Genomic DNA, 14,947 nt, shown 5'->3' with positions numbered 1-14,947 from the left:
CATATATTGGTTGTTTATATTATTTTTGTTTTTTCATTTCAAACATCAATTTGACGTTTATGCCGTTTGGAATCCGAATGTCACGGACGGATATATGGAGGCTGGGACTTTCGTGGCCGCGCTGAAGTTGATGATCTACTCAGGCACGTTGTTTAATTTGGCTCTCTTGTTCATTTTGAGCTTGTTGATTGTAATTTTAGTACAGTCGGTCATTTTTATTGCCCTGGAAATCACCGCTTACGTGAAAATCAAAAAAGATCCGTTTTCTCCATGGGGCTCTTTTATTTTAGCGATGGGCATTAAAAACATTTTCACAAACTTATCAGGGATTCCGTTCATGGCCGCCGGATTCATTCTTCATAAGCAGCAGGAACCGAAAGACGCAGTTGCACAGCCGGCAGCGCGAAGGAAAGCAAGGCGAAGCCCTGCATTGCTTATGAAAAAGGCGGCGAAAGCTAGAAAACATAGAAATAAAGGTATAAAGTCTTAGTTTCTAGTTTACGTGTATTCTATTTTTTATGAGACATTTGTAATGAAAGCGTTGACATGAACAAAAACAGGTGCTACAGTATAGTTACAAACTAATATCAGCAAGTTTCTTAAGGATTGTTACTGCTTTTGCAGGCAAAACCTAAGTTGCGTACAGCTTTCTGGGACATCGTCCCGTTCAAGCCGGCGTAATTTAGGTTTTTTTTATACCCTAAATGAGGAGGTGATGTGAGATTCCGAGGATTCATTGCGGTTCCAAGCCAATAAAAAAGCCGGGTGAAGGCGGCCACCTTCAGTCCGGCAGATTCCCCCAAAAGAGGAGGTACTCATATGGATTATAATAAAGTATCGAAGGACATTTTACAACTCGTGGGCGGTGAAGAGAACGTACAGAGCGTGATTCACTGCATGACAAGACTGCGTTTCAACCTTTATGACAATGCGAAGGCAGACCGCGCGAAACTGGAAAGTCTTCCGGCTGTAATGGGCACCAACATCAGCGGCGACCAGTTTCAGATTATCGTTGGAAATGATGTGCCTAAAGTTTACAAAGCGATTATCGAAAACAGCGGACTGAGCGAGGGAAAGGCTGGCATGCAGAAAGCAGAAGGAAAGACAAATGTGATGAGCGCCATCTTTGATGTCATTTCCGGCGTATTTACACCGATTCTGCCGGCGATCGCCGGTGCGGGTATGATCAAGGGGATTATAGCGTTAGCCGTGACGTTCGGCTGGCTGAGCGAGAATAGCCAGGCGCACACTATTCTGACTGCTATCGGCGACGGTGCGTTCTACTTCCTGCCTTTATTGCTTGCGGTCAGTGCAGCGAAAAAATTCGGCAGCAACCCTTATGTTGCTGCGGCGATCGGAGCGGCGATTCTGCATCCCGATCTGACAGCGCTCCTCGGTTCAGGGGAAAGCATTTCCTTTATCGGATTGCCTGTAACCGCTGCCACGTATTCGTCGACGGTGATTCCGATTTTGCTTGCCATCTGGATTTCATCTTATGTAGAAAAATGGATTGATAGAATCACCCCGACTTCTTTGAAACTCATCTTTGTTCCGACTTTCACCCTGCTGATTGTCGTGCCCGTTACATTGATCACGGTCGGTCCACTCGGAGCGATTATCGGAAACTATCTATCTGTCGGTGTGAATTATTTATTCCAGCATGCTGGCCTCATTGCAATGGTTCTGTTGGCCGGAACGTTCTCTCTCATCATTATGACGGGAATGCACTACGCGCTGGTGCCAATTATGCTTAATAATATTACTCAAAACGGATACGACTACTTGATGCCGGCCATGTTTCTGGCCAATATGGGGCAGGCGGGCGCGTCATTCGCAGTCTTTTTACGCTCAAGAAATAAGACGTTCAAATCGTTGTCGATGACGACAAGCATCACGGCGTTGATGGGAATCACGGAGCCGGCGATGTACGGTGTCAACATGAGGCTGAAAAAGCCGTTTGTCTCAGCGCTTCTCGGTGCAGCCGTCGGCGGTGCTTTTTACGGTGTCACAGGCGTTGCATCCTACATTGTTGGAGGCAACGCCGGATTGCCTGGCATTCCGACATTTATCGGCCCTACATTCGTTCAGGCGATGATTGGCCTTGTTATAGCGTTTTTTGCAGCGACGATTATCGCTTATCTGCTAGGGTTTGAAGATGTGCCTTCACAGGAAGATGAAGTTCAGGCTAAAGACGAACCTCAAGGCAACGCGGCCGCCGAAGAAATTATTCAAAGCCCGCTGAAAGGCGAAGTCAAAGCATTGAGTGAAGTGGATGATGCGACATTTTCAGGAGAAGTCATGGGAAAAGGTGTTGCCATTGAGCCAGAAGAAGGCAAAGTGGTGTCGCCTGTATCAGGCACGATCACGACCGTTTTTCAAACGAAGCACGCCCTCGGCATCACTAGCGACAATGGGGCAGAAATTATTATTCATATCGGAATCGATACGGTGAAATTGAACGGTGAGCACTTTACCGTGCATGTCAATAAAGGAGACGCTGTAAAGCCGGGAGACCAGCTTGTCTCATTTGATATGGATGCGATTAAGGATGCGGGCTATCAGTTAATCACGCCGGTTATCATCACAAATACGGACCGGTACCAGTCGATCAAGCCTTTGAAAACAGATGAAAGCGTTGACATTGAGGAAGCGCTGATCGCGCTGGCGTAGAGAGAGGAAAGCTCGACAAATTTGGATGAGGTGAAAGGATATGACTGAACAAACGAAAAAATTCCCTGATGGTTTTTTATGGGGCGGAGCGGTTGCCGCAAACCAAGTAGAAGGCGCCTATAATGTCGGCGGAAAGGGGCTCTCGACAGCTGATGTGTCGCCGAACGGGGTCATGTATCCATTCGATGAGTCGATGGAGTCATTGAACCTGTATCACAAAGGCATCGATTTTTACCACCGCTACAAAGAAGACATCGCTCTTTTCGCCGAAATGGGATTTAAAGCGTTTCGAACATCGATTGCCTGGACGCGGATTTTTCCTAACGGTGATGAAAGTGAACCGAATGAAGAAGGACTCGAATTTTACGATCGCCTCTTTGATGAGCTATTAAAATACAATATTGAGCCAGTCGTGACGATATCCCACTATGAAATGCCGCTCGGTTTAATTAAAAAATACGGAGGCTGGAAAAACCGGAAAGTGATCGAGTGCTATGAACATTATGCGAAAACGGTTTTCACCCGCTATAAAGACAAAGTGAAATATTGGATGACGTTCAACGAAATCAACATGGTCCTGCATGCGCCGTTTACAGGCGGTGGCCTTGTATTTGAAGAAGGCGAAAACCAGTTAAATGCGATGTACCAAGCGGCGCATCATCTATTTGTTGCAAGCGCCCTTGCGGTAAAAGCAGGCAAGGACATTATTCCGGACGCTAAAATCGGCTGTATGATTGCCGCAACGACGACATACCCGATGACGCCAAAACCGGAAGACGTGCTCGCCGCGATGGAAAATGAGAGAAGAACGCTGTTTTTCTCGGACGTACAGGCACGCGGAGCTTATCCGGGCTATATGAAGCGCTTCTTTAAGGAAAATGGAATTGCGATTGAGATGGCTGAAGGTGATGAAGACATTCTGAAGGAAAACACAGTCGACTATATCGGTTTCAGCTACTACATGTCAATGGTTGCGAGCACGAATCCGGAAGATTTGGCAAAAACGGGAGGCAACTTGCTCGGAGGGGTTAAAAACCCGTACCTTGAATCGTCCGAATGGGGCTGGCAGATCGACCCTAAAGGAATCCGCATTACGCTGAATACATTGTACGACCGCTATCAAAAGCCGCTTTTCATTGTTGAAAACGGGCTCGGCGCCGTCGATGTTGTCGAAGAAGACGGTTCGATACAAGATGACTACAGAATCAACTATTTGCGTGATCACTTAAAAGAAGTAAGAGAAGCGATCGCAGACGGCGTCGACTTAATCGGCTACACATCATGGGGCCCGATCGACTTGGTCAGCGCATCCACCGCCGAAATGAAAAAACGCTACGGCTATATTTATGTCGACCGTGACAATGAAGGAAACGGCACGTTTGCAAGAACGAGAAAGAAAAGCTTTTACTGGTATAAAAAAGTGATCGAAACGAATGGCGAGAGTTTGTGATATTTAAAATGGCTGTCCTTTACAGGACAGCTTTTTTCTCTGTAGCGCATGAAAACGATTTGCTATACACTTGACTTAGAAAAAAGACAAAAAGTGCGGTGAGGCAAATGTTTAAACTGCTGTTGATCGAAGACGATGAATCGCTGTTTCAGGAAATAAAAGAACGGTTAACCGGGTGGTCATACGAGGTGTACGGCATCGACGATTTCAGCGAAGTGATGCAGGAGTTTGCGGCGATTAAGCCCGATTGCGTCATTATCGATATTCAGCTGCCGAAATATGACGGGTTTCATTGGTGCCGGCAGATCCGTTCCCGTTCCAACGTTCCGATTCTCTTTTTATCTTCGCGCGACCATCCTGCTGATATGGTCATGTCCATGCAGTTTGGAGCAGATGATTATATTCAGAAACCGTTTCATTTTGACGTGCTGATTGCCAAAATCCAGGCGATTTTCCGCCGTGTTTACGACTATAATACGGAGCCTGAGATTCTGAAGAAAGCGTGGTGCGGTGCAACCGTTGATCCCGAGCAAAACCGCGTCAGCAATAAGGCGGGGTCGATCGAGTTGACGAGGAATGAAATGTTCATTTTAAAACAATTGATCGACCAAAAAAACAAAATTGTCAGCAGGGAAGAATTGATGAGAAGCTTATGGAACGATGAGCGTTTTGTCAGCGATAACACGCTGACGGTCAACGTAAACCGTTTGAGAAAAAAACTGGATACCTTGAACTTGGGGCAATATATTGAGACAAAGGTCGGCCAGGGCTATATGGCGAAAGAAGAAGGATGATGAGAATGCTGAAAGCGTTTTTGACCGAGAGGCGAAGCTGGATCGCCATATTTGTCTTGCAGCAGATCGTCTTTCTGTTTATCGCTTATGTCGATTCATCCATTCCTTTTGCATCGATTTTATATATGACCTATTTGTCTTCATTTATTTTTATCGTTTTTGTACTTGTCCGCTTTCGGAGGGAAACGAAGTTTTATAAAAGCCTGGAAGAATGGGATCACAATCTCGATGTGACAAACATTCGAGAGGCGGAAACGCCTTTCGAAACGATGATTGAAAAAAGCATAGCCGAACAAACGAAACAGTTAAAGCAAGAGGCGGCGCAGCATCGCCTGGCATTGGAGAATGAAAAAGATGAGCTCATGGCCTGGATACACGAAGTCAAAACGCCGCTTACCGCCATGCATTTGATCATGGAGACGATTGACGATCAATCATTAAAATCGAGACTCGACTATGAATGGCTGCGCGTTCACCTGCTGCTCGATCGCCAGCTTCATCAAAAGCGGATGTCATTTATCGAAAATGACTTGTCTCTTGAAGCTCTAGAGCTCAAACCTTTAATCTTTAAAGAACTAAAAGATTTGCAATCATGGTGCATTCCAAAAGGGATCGGGTTTGATATACAGCTTGAGGCCGGGGAAGTGCTCAGCGATGCGAAATGGCTGTCTTTTATCATGAGGCAGCTGCTGACAAACGCAGTGAAATACAGCGAAGCATCCGATATTTTGATTAAAAGCTATGAACAAGATGGCCAGGTGCATCTCGCAGTTCAAGATTTTGGACGGGGCATCGATCCAAAAGATATACCGCGTGTGTTTGACAAAGGTTTCACATCAACAACGGAGCATCATGATCAGGCCGCCACGGGAATGGGGCTGTATTTGGCGAAAAAAGCGGCAAAGCCGCTCCTGATTCATATCGAGGTTGATTCTAAACCAGGAACGGGGACAACCTTTACGCTGATTTTTCCGAAGCGGAACGAATTTTCCCGTGTGCTTGGCGTGTGACAAAAGTGTCACACGCTTTTCTTTTTTGTTCGCTGAATCGAAGGAAAACGGCTGTTCTCCTTTCTATAATAAAAATATCCAGTCAAAAGGAGATTTTAAAAATGATGATTTTAGAAGCGAAAAAAATACGAAAAAGCTATGGAAATAAGCACAATAAACACGAAGTGTTAAAGGGAATTGACATTCAGATCCAAAAGGGTGAATTTGTCAGTATTATGGGCCCGTCAGGTTCAGGCAAAACAACATTGCTCAATGTTCTGTCCTCTATTGACCAGGTGAGCGGCGGAACGATTAACATCAACCAAGCTGAGATGACGAATCTGAAGGAAAAACAGCTTGCTGAATTCAGGAAGCAGCATTTAGGATTTATCTTTCAAGAATACAATTTGCTCGATACGCTGACAGTGAAAGAAAATATCCTTCTGCCGCTGTCGATTACGAAAATATCAAAAAAAGAAGCCGGTCAAAAATTTGAGGAAGTCGCGAAAGAATTAGGCATCTTTGAGCTGAAGAATAAGTATCCGAATGAAATTTCCGGCGGGCAAAAACAGCGCACATCAGCAGCCAGGGCGTTTATTCATGAACCGAGCATTATTTTCGCTGACGAACCGACCGGTGCGCTTGATTCGAAATCCGCATCAGACTTGTTAAACAAGCTGAGCCAGTTAAATCAAAAGCGCCGGGCCACAATCATTATGGTCACCCATGATCCCGTCGCCGCGAGCTTCTGCAGCAGAGTGGTTTTCATTAAAGACGGACAAATTTATACGCAGCTGAATAAAGGCGGACAAGACAGGCAGATGTTCTTTCAGGACATCATGAAAACGCAAGGCGTGTTAGGCGGGGTTCAGCATGAGTATTAATCAGCTGATCTTCCGCAACCTGAAAAAGAATATACGGAACTATTACCTTTATGTGTTTGCGTTAATCTTCAGCGTGGCGCTTTATTTTGCGTTTGTTACGCTGCAGTATGATCCGGCGATCGATGAAGTGAAGGCATCGATAAAAGGTGCAGCGGCTTTGAAAGCAGCTTCCATTCTTCTAGTGGCAGTAGTAGCAGTTTTTATTTTGTATGCCAATACGATTTTTATTAAGCGGCGCAGTAAAGAAATCGGTTTATTCCAGCTAATCGGCATGAGGAAGCAAAAAATCTTCCGTATTTTAAGTTTGGAAAATGTCATGCTGTATTTCGGCTCTTTGGTCATTGGGGTGTTTGCCGGGTTTTCGATCTCAAAGCTCGTGCTTATGACTTTATTTAAAATAGTTGATGTTCAAGCTGAAACCGAATTGAATTTTTCCGGAGAAGCGCTTATGCAAACTGTCATTGTATTCTGCGGAATCTACCTGCTGGTGATGGTGATGAATTATACGTTTATCAAAAAGCAAGGCATTTTGTCATTATTTAAAGCGACATCAGCTACGGAAGATAAGGTAAAGAGAATATCCGTTTTTCAAATGATCATTGGCTTATTGGGCATCTTGTTTATTTTGTCGGGATATTACATTTCCACTGAGTTGTTCAGCGGAAAATTCAAGACCATAGATGAGCTGTTTTATGCGATGAGCTTTATTCTCGGTACCGTTATCATCGGAACGTACCTCTTTTATAAAGGATCGGTCAGCTTTGTCTCCAATATCATCCGCAAAAGCAAAGGAGGCTACTTAAATATTTATGAAGTGCTGTCCCTTTCATCGATTATGTTCCGGCTGAAATCAAACGCTCTATTATTAACGATCATCACCACTGTTACGGCACTGGCGATCGGTTTGTTATCCTTGTGCTATATTTCGTACTACTCTGCAGAGAAAGCCGCCGAACAAAATGTGGCGGCTGATTTCGCTATGACAATTCAAAAGGATGCAAAACGGTTCGAACAACTATTGGATGAAAACAACATTTCATACAGCAAAAAAGAAATTCATGTCATTCAGGCGACTTTCAATCTGGAACAAGTTGTCGAAGGGGATCCTGAAAATATGGCTGGCGACCCGGGGAAATTACCTCTTGCTGTGGTCAGCGATGCACAAATTGACGGGATTGACGTGCATAAAGGAGACGTCATTTTCTCAGGGTATACCGACCTTCTCCAGAAATTTATGGCTTTAAAAGAGACCGGTGCCGTAAAGGTAAAGAGCAGGCATGAGACAATCCCATTAAACTATATAGGCTTGAGAAAAGAGTCGCTCTTATCCTTCAACTTTACCAGCGGCGGATTGCCTGTAGCCGTTGTGGATGATGCGCTGTTTAAACGTCTGAGCCAAGACAAAGATCCAAAATTACAGCAGAAGTCGAGTCTTTTTTACGGGATCAATTTAAAAGATGAAGATCAGATTCAGCAGGCAAATGAATTGTTTGCAACAGTGAATCAAAACGATCAGCATTTATCGCTCCTCGATGCAAGCACAGCTCAAAAATCGCTTTTCGGACTTGCCATGTTTATCGTAGGATTTCTAGGACTTACGTTTCTGATCACATCAGGATGCATCCTTTACTTTAAACAAATGGACGAAAGCGAAGATGAGAAACCGAATTACACGATCTTGAGAAAACTTGGTTTCACGCGCGGGGATCTTCTGAAGGGGATACGAATCAAGCAAATATATAATTTCGGAATTCCATTGGTTATCGGCCTGTCTCACAGTTACTTCGCTGTCCAATCCGGCTGGTTCTTATTCGGAGCAGAGGTGCGGACGCCGATGATCATCGTGATGGTGCTGTACACCGTTCTGTATTCTATTTTCGGTTTGCTGTCCGTTCTTTACGGTAAGAAAGTGATCAAGTCGGCGCTGTAGCTGAGCCGTGTGGAATCCCGGCCGCAGCATCAGAGACGAATGAAAGGGCTGTTCCCGAGTGGGGGCAGCCTTTTTTTGCTTCGCTCAATGAATATAAAAAAATGTAATTTTTATTGGGTTTTAATCCCTTAAATATTTTAGGAATATTGTAACAGTTCTATGCATCGGTTAAAATATAGATAATAATGAAGCTAAACGATGGAAAAAGTGATCTATGCTGAAAAAGAGATACCGTTGATTATGAGTTTGTGATTCAACCATTTTGATACAAAAGAGCGATTGTTTGACGATACCTTGGTTAATTCCACAGCTTGCGGTTGTCCAGGTACAGAAACATTTAAAATAGTACTGGACAGGCGGCTGTATACATACGGAAGAAACGCTATGAATACTTGCTGTCAGTTGCAATAGAGAAGAAAGAGTTGAAAGGAGCTTTCTATTGGGCATTTGGGAAGAAGAACATAAAAACAAGAACATTATGATCGGTGATGACGGATTGGATATCCTTCACGATGCGGTAGAGAAATTCTATAAAATGTCCAAGGAGCATTTGGATAGGGAACCGGCTTTAGACGAATTTTTCGTAACATTGCTTCATGTATTGAACACAAATGGAGATTCATTTTTTCCGGAGCTAAACGAAAGACAAATTACAGATATAAAAGCTTCAACAAAAAAAGCTAAGTCCCTGTCAAAAATTGTGCCCGGCGCTATTATTGAGATTCCCTTAGAGGAGATAAATAAATACAGCTATGCATGGGTTTTGGAAGGAAACTTGGCAAAACGTAAAGATGATGATGTGCTAATTCAGTATTATGACATTTTTGTAGATCAAAAGCTGAGTAAAGCTATGATACGTGATTTACTAAAAGAAGAAAATAAGCTATTTGTAGCAAATACAAGTTACACTGGTTTTTTGCAGGATGATTGGAAGGTTGTTTCTAAAGCAACTCAAGATTTGTTGAAACAATATGATGAATCCAAATTAAGATTTATTACTTATGAGGAAGGAAAATATTTTATTAGTGAAGGAAAAGAAGGCTCTTTAGGTGGAGATGATGTATTAACAGAAGTAGATCAGAAAACAGGTAAGGCCATTTATAACCCCATAGGAATATTCGGCCATTTATGTATAGAGACGATTCTAATGAAGTATTCTAACGGCATTTCAATGGAAGATATCATTAAGTATGAAACATAAATAAATATCCAGTGTGTGGCCTGATATATTAACTAGGAGTAGCCATGGTAGCTGTTAAACGATCATAAAACACCATGAGCTTTCGGAAATTGGATTAGTGGTAAGGCGTTTTAGACGAATAGCAATTTAATTACACAAAAAACCAAAAAGTGTTAGCAAAAGGCAAAACGGGGGTGATGATCGTGCTCAAAAATAAAGAAGCGATTCTTGCATTGCTTGATGATTCATTCAAAAAGGGAGAGTTTCCGTTGCTTGATAACGGAAATTTCGATTTCGTAAAAGGCAAACTTTCGGTATTTGTTGAAGGGGATAACTGGCTCTTGACGTTTCAGTTGTTCGGATTGTCAAAATTGGGACCGGCTATTGATTTTCATGCGATGGGCAATCAAGTAATTAATCATGAAGCAAGCTTTTTAGTTGATGAGCCGTTTGCGTTTTTGGACGAAAAAGGAAACAAATTAGAGTTGGAGGATGTGGAAACCGGCTTCACAAAAAATCCGTTTAGCGTTGTCCTTAGAGAGAAAGTATTTCATTTTTTCATTGAGCAAAAAGTGCAAGCAAATATTAATGCGGAGAATGAATGGATTACCTGTTTGAGGCAGATGAGTAAAAACCGTTTATTTCTCGACACTCTCTGGCTGACAAAACATGAACAACTCCAAACTGCTGATCTCCCGTTAATGTATGACCAATTGTATTCAACAGAAACGTGGATACATCCAGAAACAGAAAAGGATTTGCCAAGTCTTTCTCCTTTCTTTCAATCAATTGCCGAAGCAATATGCCGCAAAAAAGCAACATATCTATCAGACTATGCCAATGGAAATACAGAGTGGCCAATGTGGGCATCCACAGATTCTGTCGATTATTTTTAAAAAGTATTTAAGGGAGAAATCCATTGATTAAAAGCAGAGAAATTCTTAGTTTATTAGACGGTGAATTTAGTGAATTAAACAGACCGATTTTTGAATGGCGCGAATGTAACTATATCGGCAGTAAATGTACGTTAATGCGATTAAATAAAGATGATTGGTTACTTTCAATACAGTGCTTTCAAATAGATGATAAAGGGCCTTTTCTGTCTATTCATGCATACAGCAACAGTTTTTCAGACAACTACAGCTTAATCATTATGGACGACTTCTCTTTAACGACCAAAGCAGGTGAGCTGGTAACATATCATGAAAGTAATCTGGATCAATTAAGCGAAGTAGCCAAAATTGAAATTGTGGAGACTCTTTACTGTATAAAAGCTAACCAGAGAAACAGATACCAAAAACAGATAAAAGAAGGAGCGTGGAAAACATAATTTAGAAACTTGTTTGAAGATCCTTCTTTCAGAGAGGCTCTTTGGATAAAACCCGAAAATCTTCTGAATGAATTAGGACTACAATGCGATTATGAAGAAGTGTATGAAACAGAGAATTGGGAGTATCCCGATTATTTAACTAGCCCAAGTGAATTAGTTTCATTTCAATCATTTGCAGAATATCTTGAAACTGGACAAGGTCCGGTTTGTGCAGGGGTCCCAAATAATGATTGGAAACAGTGGGAAGATTACGATATCGACTAAGGCATGTTTAGAAAGCCTATGGGGAGAATCACATTCGATAACAAAAGAGGTGTTAGATGTGGAAAAACCTGAATTATCGGACTGTATCTGCAAAATGAAACAGGTGTTAAAAGGAGATTTGGCGAGAGAGGAACTTTCGGATTGGGCAGGGGGTTATGTATACGCTGACGATCCGGAAGTAGAAGATGAGAGGGTATGGAATTTGTTGATTTTACTAAGCGGATTCGATTTAAAGGATTCACCTGAAACATATTTGCATGATAAAGAGGAACTAAAGGATTGGATAGAAGAATACTGGAACGGCCCCATTGATGAGGTGAGAAAGTGCACCAACGAACGTTTCGATTAGGAAAAATAGATATCTATTTTTCCGATCCTGTCATTAAGAAATATTGGTTTTATGCAGATGTGGCGGCATTATTGAATCAAGAAACGACAGAGCGGGCTGTCTCTCTCATTAGAAAAGAATTAAAACAAAGAGGACTCGGGAGGGTAGCTTTTGATTCAGAAGCCGATGGAACCTCAGTTTCCTATCGGGATGGCCAAAAAGTGTTTGAAGTGGCCGCGGTTATAAATGAACTGCATAATCCCTCCTTTATGGTTTCTCAAGAACTGCGCGACAGTTTTAAAGAAGAGATTGCGAACTATAAGATTCCTAAAGGACAAAATTATAAAATTGGGGATAAAATCATTGTGCCTGACAGCCATAACACTTACTTTCATATCATGCAGATGATAGATGAATATGAAGGCAGTGCGGTCTGCATTCTGTTCAATAAGGTTTACAAGGGAATGGACGAGGCGGCTTCAGCAGAAATAGGGAAAGACTTATTAAAAGAACATGTCTTCGCGGCAGTGTGTTTACAAGAAAGCTATATTATCGATTATACCTTTAAGGTTATCAGCTCAAATCATGAGCCGCTCGCTCGTGTATTGTATACAAATCGAAGAAACCGTTTATTAGACGAAACCTTCCCGGATATATCCATTCAAGAATTGTTTGAGTTAGAACGGAATGCTGCAAATAGTGACTTTATGAAGGAAAGCAGACAAAAGCTATCATATCTGACCTGGAGTAACTAGAAGGAGTGCGGTCCGTGTGTAAATTAAATACCGAGTCTTTGACGAGTATAGGAAATCTGGATGTGATCAACCTTCTGCATTACCATTCACTGTACTCATCCGATCTTCTGTCAAACAATGGCCTCATTACATTTTTTGAACATCTCGATTTTAACCAGATTCTTATCGAAATTATGGGAACGCCCGATTTCATAGATGAAATGAACCCATTCATTGAAGATAAACAATTTGCTGTAAATGCCCTATCGAAAAGGCTCATCCACGTTGAGTGCATGTTGACTAAAGAAGAACTGCTAGAAAGACACAAGCTGACAGAATACCTCTCTTTTCTTGCTTCAATCAATGATTTTGTTGTTTTAGTAGCAGACCCGGTTAACAATAAAAAATATTTTAATAGCGTGACTCAAAAGGTTGATGTACATATTGAATCAAAGGAGAAGGTCATCTGGTTTGAATTTGATGCGACTGATGTCTATGTCGTGGAATAATGCATCATTAAAGGGGCGTTTTTCTTCGGCGAAACATATTTTTTGCTCTCTTCCGGAATGTCGTATTCTAAGTCGAAGCTAAAGGTATATAAATGTGATTGTAAAAGGTGATGAGCAATATGTAGGCAATAATTGAGATCCACTTTTCTTTTGATAAAACAGAATTTTTACGATCTGCGGGTGAAGGACAATGAAGAAAAGATACAGATATTATCGGCTTGATGCTGATACTGTAAATCAACTGAAGGATATGGACAAGCGCTTGTCAGGACCGCTTCCGGCAGATTTGGATGCGTTTGAACAAGACGGGCACGGCTTGTCAGGGGATTTTTACGAGTATTTTGCGCTCGTCGCCGGCAGTTTAGGTTACGTTTTGGCGGATAAAAAAATGCCTAAGGTGCAACGCCAATCACTAGAAAAAACGTTTTTTGAAGTTTATCCAAAGAACAAAATCGAAAATTACCCTGAGACTTTTCATGTGGTTGCCATGCATGAAAACGTCAGGAGATTGTTGTGTTCGATTGTAAACCGCAGGAAGACTTGACCATACCCATACAGAGGTGACTATAGTGGAGTTGTCTAAACACGAAAAGCTTAATCTGGAAATACCCGAGTTTTCATCGGTTCATATTAAAGAAATTATCCGGTTTCAATACTACAAAGAATTTCATGAAGGAAAAGACATCAGCTCGATCGACATGACGGTTCTCTATGAAGATGAGAATGACAGCTATCATATTGATTTGACATTTAAGGAGGTTTCTTCTGTTCGGTTAACCGATTTTGAAGGCCGGCATGGCGGTTTCAAAATCGATCAATTAAACGCCGGCTGGGAGAATATCAATTATGTTGTTGAAGATTATGAAGACGGGACATTCCAATTTTATTGCCATACATATGATGTTTCACGCATTGAACGAATCGTGCCAAGGCTGAACAAAAAAGAAGTCGAGGCTTTATTAAAGGCTTCGAAAGAGAAGCGGTACGAGTATTTTATTAAAAGAATCGCCGACTTTGAAGAGGTCTGGTCATTATATGGCGACGGATGGGTGATGACGGAGGATGATCAAGGCGGCAAATTGATTCCGTTCTGGCCGGCAAAGGACTACGCCGAATTGTGCGCAGGACAGGAATGGAGGGAATGCACAGCCAGGCCGATCGATCTCGAAGAATTCGTGAATGAGTGGCTGCCGGGCATGAAAGAAGACGGGATTCAGCCGTCCATCTTTTTCAACTCGAGAGACGCTATTATATTGCCGATCGATTCTCTCTTGGAAGACATCTTGGCGGAATTGGAGAATTATTAAATGTATCGGAAAGGTGATGGTAAAAACAGCAGTGAGCTGCATCTCTTCCGGCAGGCAGCAGACAAATTATTAAATGCAGAAAAGGAGTTTCCAAATCTTGTGTTCAGACAGAAGTTCCGATATTTCTGTTTCGAAGAATTTCATTGGGTGTTGTCAGATGATAGCTGGCATATGCTAAGCCAATTGGCAGCTGCTTCAGGCGATGAATATATTGTGATGGGAGGAATTGAGGAGTGGTCAGACACTTGGGTGAAGCTTCCCGTTGATATGTCGTCTGAAGCGTATCTTTCGGTTTTGACAAAGGGTTCGGATCAGAATGAAGACATGATAACGCTGGCTTCTAGAGTTGTATGGATGTCACCTTCACAAAAATGGGTTATTTATGGCTCGCGTACATTCGAAATATGTGTCATTGGCTTTAATGATGATGCATTGAAGGAAAGTCTGAAGTCTTGGCAGCCGCTCAATGATATCGTGCTGGGTTGGATTTCTGTCATATTTTACAACCAAACCATTCCCCCGGATTTTCAGGAAATTTTCCAGAGGCATTACGGAGAAAAGATGTGAGAGGACAACTG

Annotated in this window: 15 protein-coding genes and 1 pseudogene; all 16 read left to right on the top strand. The window is 42.3% G+C overall.

Annotated features, from left to right (window positions below):
* Nucleotides 1-10 precede the first annotated feature (10 nt).
* Nucleotides 11-490 (top strand): hypothetical protein, encoded by a 480-nt coding sequence (locus M1D67_RS21525; protein ID WP_229129191.1) that lies wholly within the window; start codon nt 11-13, stop codon nt 488-490.
* 329 nt (nt 491-819) lie between these two features.
* Nucleotides 820-2,670 (top strand): beta-glucoside-specific PTS transporter subunit IIABC, encoded by a 1,851-nt coding sequence (locus tag M1D67_RS21520; RefSeq protein WP_479831508.1) that lies wholly within the window; start codon nt 820-822, stop codon nt 2,668-2,670.
* A gap of 40 nt (nt 2,671-2,710) precedes the next feature.
* Entirely contained in the window at nt 2,711-4,120 is a 1,410-nt protein-coding gene (gene bglH, locus M1D67_RS21515) for an aryl-phospho-beta-d-glucosidase (RefSeq protein ID WP_095291262.1), read from the top strand.
* A gap of 107 nt (nt 4,121-4,227) precedes the next feature.
* Nucleotides 4,228-4,914, top strand: coding sequence for a response regulator transcription factor (locus tag M1D67_RS21510; protein ID WP_020453510.1), 687 nt, complete (start codon nt 4,228-4,230; stop codon nt 4,912-4,914).
* A 5-nt stretch (nt 4,915-4,919) separates the two neighbouring features.
* Nucleotides 4,920-5,924: a sensor histidine kinase gene (locus M1D67_RS21505; protein WP_020453509.1), complete on the top strand. Its 1,005-nt coding sequence runs from the start codon at nt 4,920-4,922 to the stop codon at nt 5,922-5,924.
* A gap of 101 nt (nt 5,925-6,025) precedes the next feature.
* Nucleotides 6,026-6,787 carry an ABC transporter ATP-binding protein gene (locus M1D67_RS21500; protein WP_020453508.1) on the top strand — a complete coding sequence of 254 codons (762 nt, stop codon included), beginning with the start codon at nt 6,026-6,028 and terminating at the stop codon, nt 6,785-6,787.
* Complete coding sequence (locus M1D67_RS21495) at nt 6,777-8,717, top strand: ABC transporter permease (RefSeq protein ID WP_479831507.1); 1,941 nt, start codon at nt 6,777-6,779, stop codon at nt 8,715-8,717. The genes M1D67_RS21500 and M1D67_RS21495 overlap by 11 nt, the downstream gene beginning before the upstream one ends.
* A 439-nt stretch (nt 8,718-9,156) precedes the next feature.
* On the top strand, nt 9,157-9,918 hold the full coding sequence (locus M1D67_RS21490) for a hypothetical protein (protein ID WP_026580359.1): 762 nt from the start codon (nt 9,157-9,159) through the stop codon (nt 9,916-9,918).
* A gap of 182 nt (nt 9,919-10,100) precedes the next feature.
* Nucleotides 10,101-10,793 carry a DUF7003 family protein gene (locus M1D67_RS21485; RefSeq protein WP_479831506.1) on the top strand — a complete coding sequence of 231 codons (693 nt, stop codon included), beginning with the start codon at nt 10,101-10,103 and terminating at the stop codon, nt 10,791-10,793.
* Nucleotides 10,794-10,816: 23 nt separating this feature from the next.
* Nucleotides 10,817-11,491 (top strand): annotated as a pseudogene (locus tag M1D67_RS21480) (DUF7003 family protein).
* Nucleotides 11,454-11,840 carry a hypothetical protein gene (locus M1D67_RS21475; RefSeq protein ID WP_306738993.1) on the top strand — a complete coding sequence of 129 codons (387 nt, stop codon included), beginning with the start codon at nt 11,454-11,456 and terminating at the stop codon, nt 11,838-11,840. The pseudogene M1D67_RS21480 and the gene M1D67_RS21475 overlap by 38 nt, the downstream one beginning before the upstream one ends.
* Complete coding sequence (locus tag M1D67_RS21470) at nt 11,816-12,574, top strand: hypothetical protein (protein ID WP_479831505.1); 759 nt, start codon at nt 11,816-11,818, stop codon at nt 12,572-12,574. The genes M1D67_RS21475 and M1D67_RS21470 overlap by 25 nt, the downstream gene beginning before the upstream one ends.
* Nucleotides 12,575-12,588: 14 nt before the next feature.
* A complete protein-coding gene (locus tag M1D67_RS21465) occupies nt 12,589-13,062 on the top strand; it encodes a hypothetical protein (protein WP_229129193.1) in 474 nt (157 codons plus the stop codon).
* A gap of 190 nt (nt 13,063-13,252) precedes the next feature.
* Complete coding sequence (locus M1D67_RS21460) at nt 13,253-13,606, top strand: YxiJ family protein (protein ID WP_026580354.1); 354 nt, start codon at nt 13,253-13,255, stop codon at nt 13,604-13,606.
* Between the two features lie 25 nt (nt 13,607-13,631).
* A complete protein-coding gene (locus M1D67_RS21455; protein ID WP_234026550.1) occupies nt 13,632-14,369 on the top strand; it encodes a DUF2750 domain-containing protein in 738 nt (245 codons plus the stop codon).
* A complete protein-coding gene (locus tag M1D67_RS21450; RefSeq protein ID WP_095291275.1) occupies nt 14,370-14,936 on the top strand; it encodes a hypothetical protein in 567 nt (188 codons plus the stop codon).
* Nucleotides 14,937-14,947: the final 11 nt, after the last annotated feature.

This window comes from Bacillus sp. PK6-025 (assembly GCF_056530265.1).
The sequence above is the reverse complement of the archived record's forward strand: the minus strand, read 5'-3'. Positions and strand labels throughout refer to the sequence as shown.

What these genes read in the sequence shown, in the direction of transcription:
- M1D67_RS21495 (WP_479831507.1), top strand. Translation starts at nt 6,777, where the DNA reads ATGAGTATTAATCAGCTGATCTTCCGCAACCTGAAAAAGAATATACGG.
- bglH (WP_095291262.1), top strand. Translation starts at nt 2,711, where the DNA reads ATGACTGAACAAACGAAAAAATTCCCTGATGGTTTTTTATGGGGCGGA.
- M1D67_RS21450 (WP_095291275.1), top strand. Translation starts at nt 14,370, where the DNA reads ATGTATCGGAAAGGTGATGGTAAAAACAGCAGTGAGCTGCATCTCTTC.
- M1D67_RS21505 (WP_020453509.1), top strand. Translation starts at nt 4,920, where the DNA reads ATGCTGAAAGCGTTTTTGACCGAGAGGCGAAGCTGGATCGCCATATTT.
- M1D67_RS21520 (WP_479831508.1), top strand. Translation starts at nt 820, where the DNA reads ATGGATTATAATAAAGTATCGAAGGACATTTTACAACTCGTGGGCGGT.
- M1D67_RS21500 (WP_020453508.1), top strand. Translation starts at nt 6,026, where the DNA reads ATGATGATTTTAGAAGCGAAAAAAATACGAAAAAGCTATGGAAATAAG.
- M1D67_RS21475 (WP_306738993.1), top strand. Translation starts at nt 11,454, where the DNA reads ATGATTGGAAACAGTGGGAAGATTACGATATCGACTAAGGCATGTTTA.
- M1D67_RS21460 (WP_026580354.1), top strand. Translation starts at nt 13,253, where the DNA reads ATGAAGAAAAGATACAGATATTATCGGCTTGATGCTGATACTGTAAAT.
- M1D67_RS21510 (WP_020453510.1), top strand. Translation starts at nt 4,228, where the DNA reads ATGTTTAAACTGCTGTTGATCGAAGACGATGAATCGCTGTTTCAGGAA.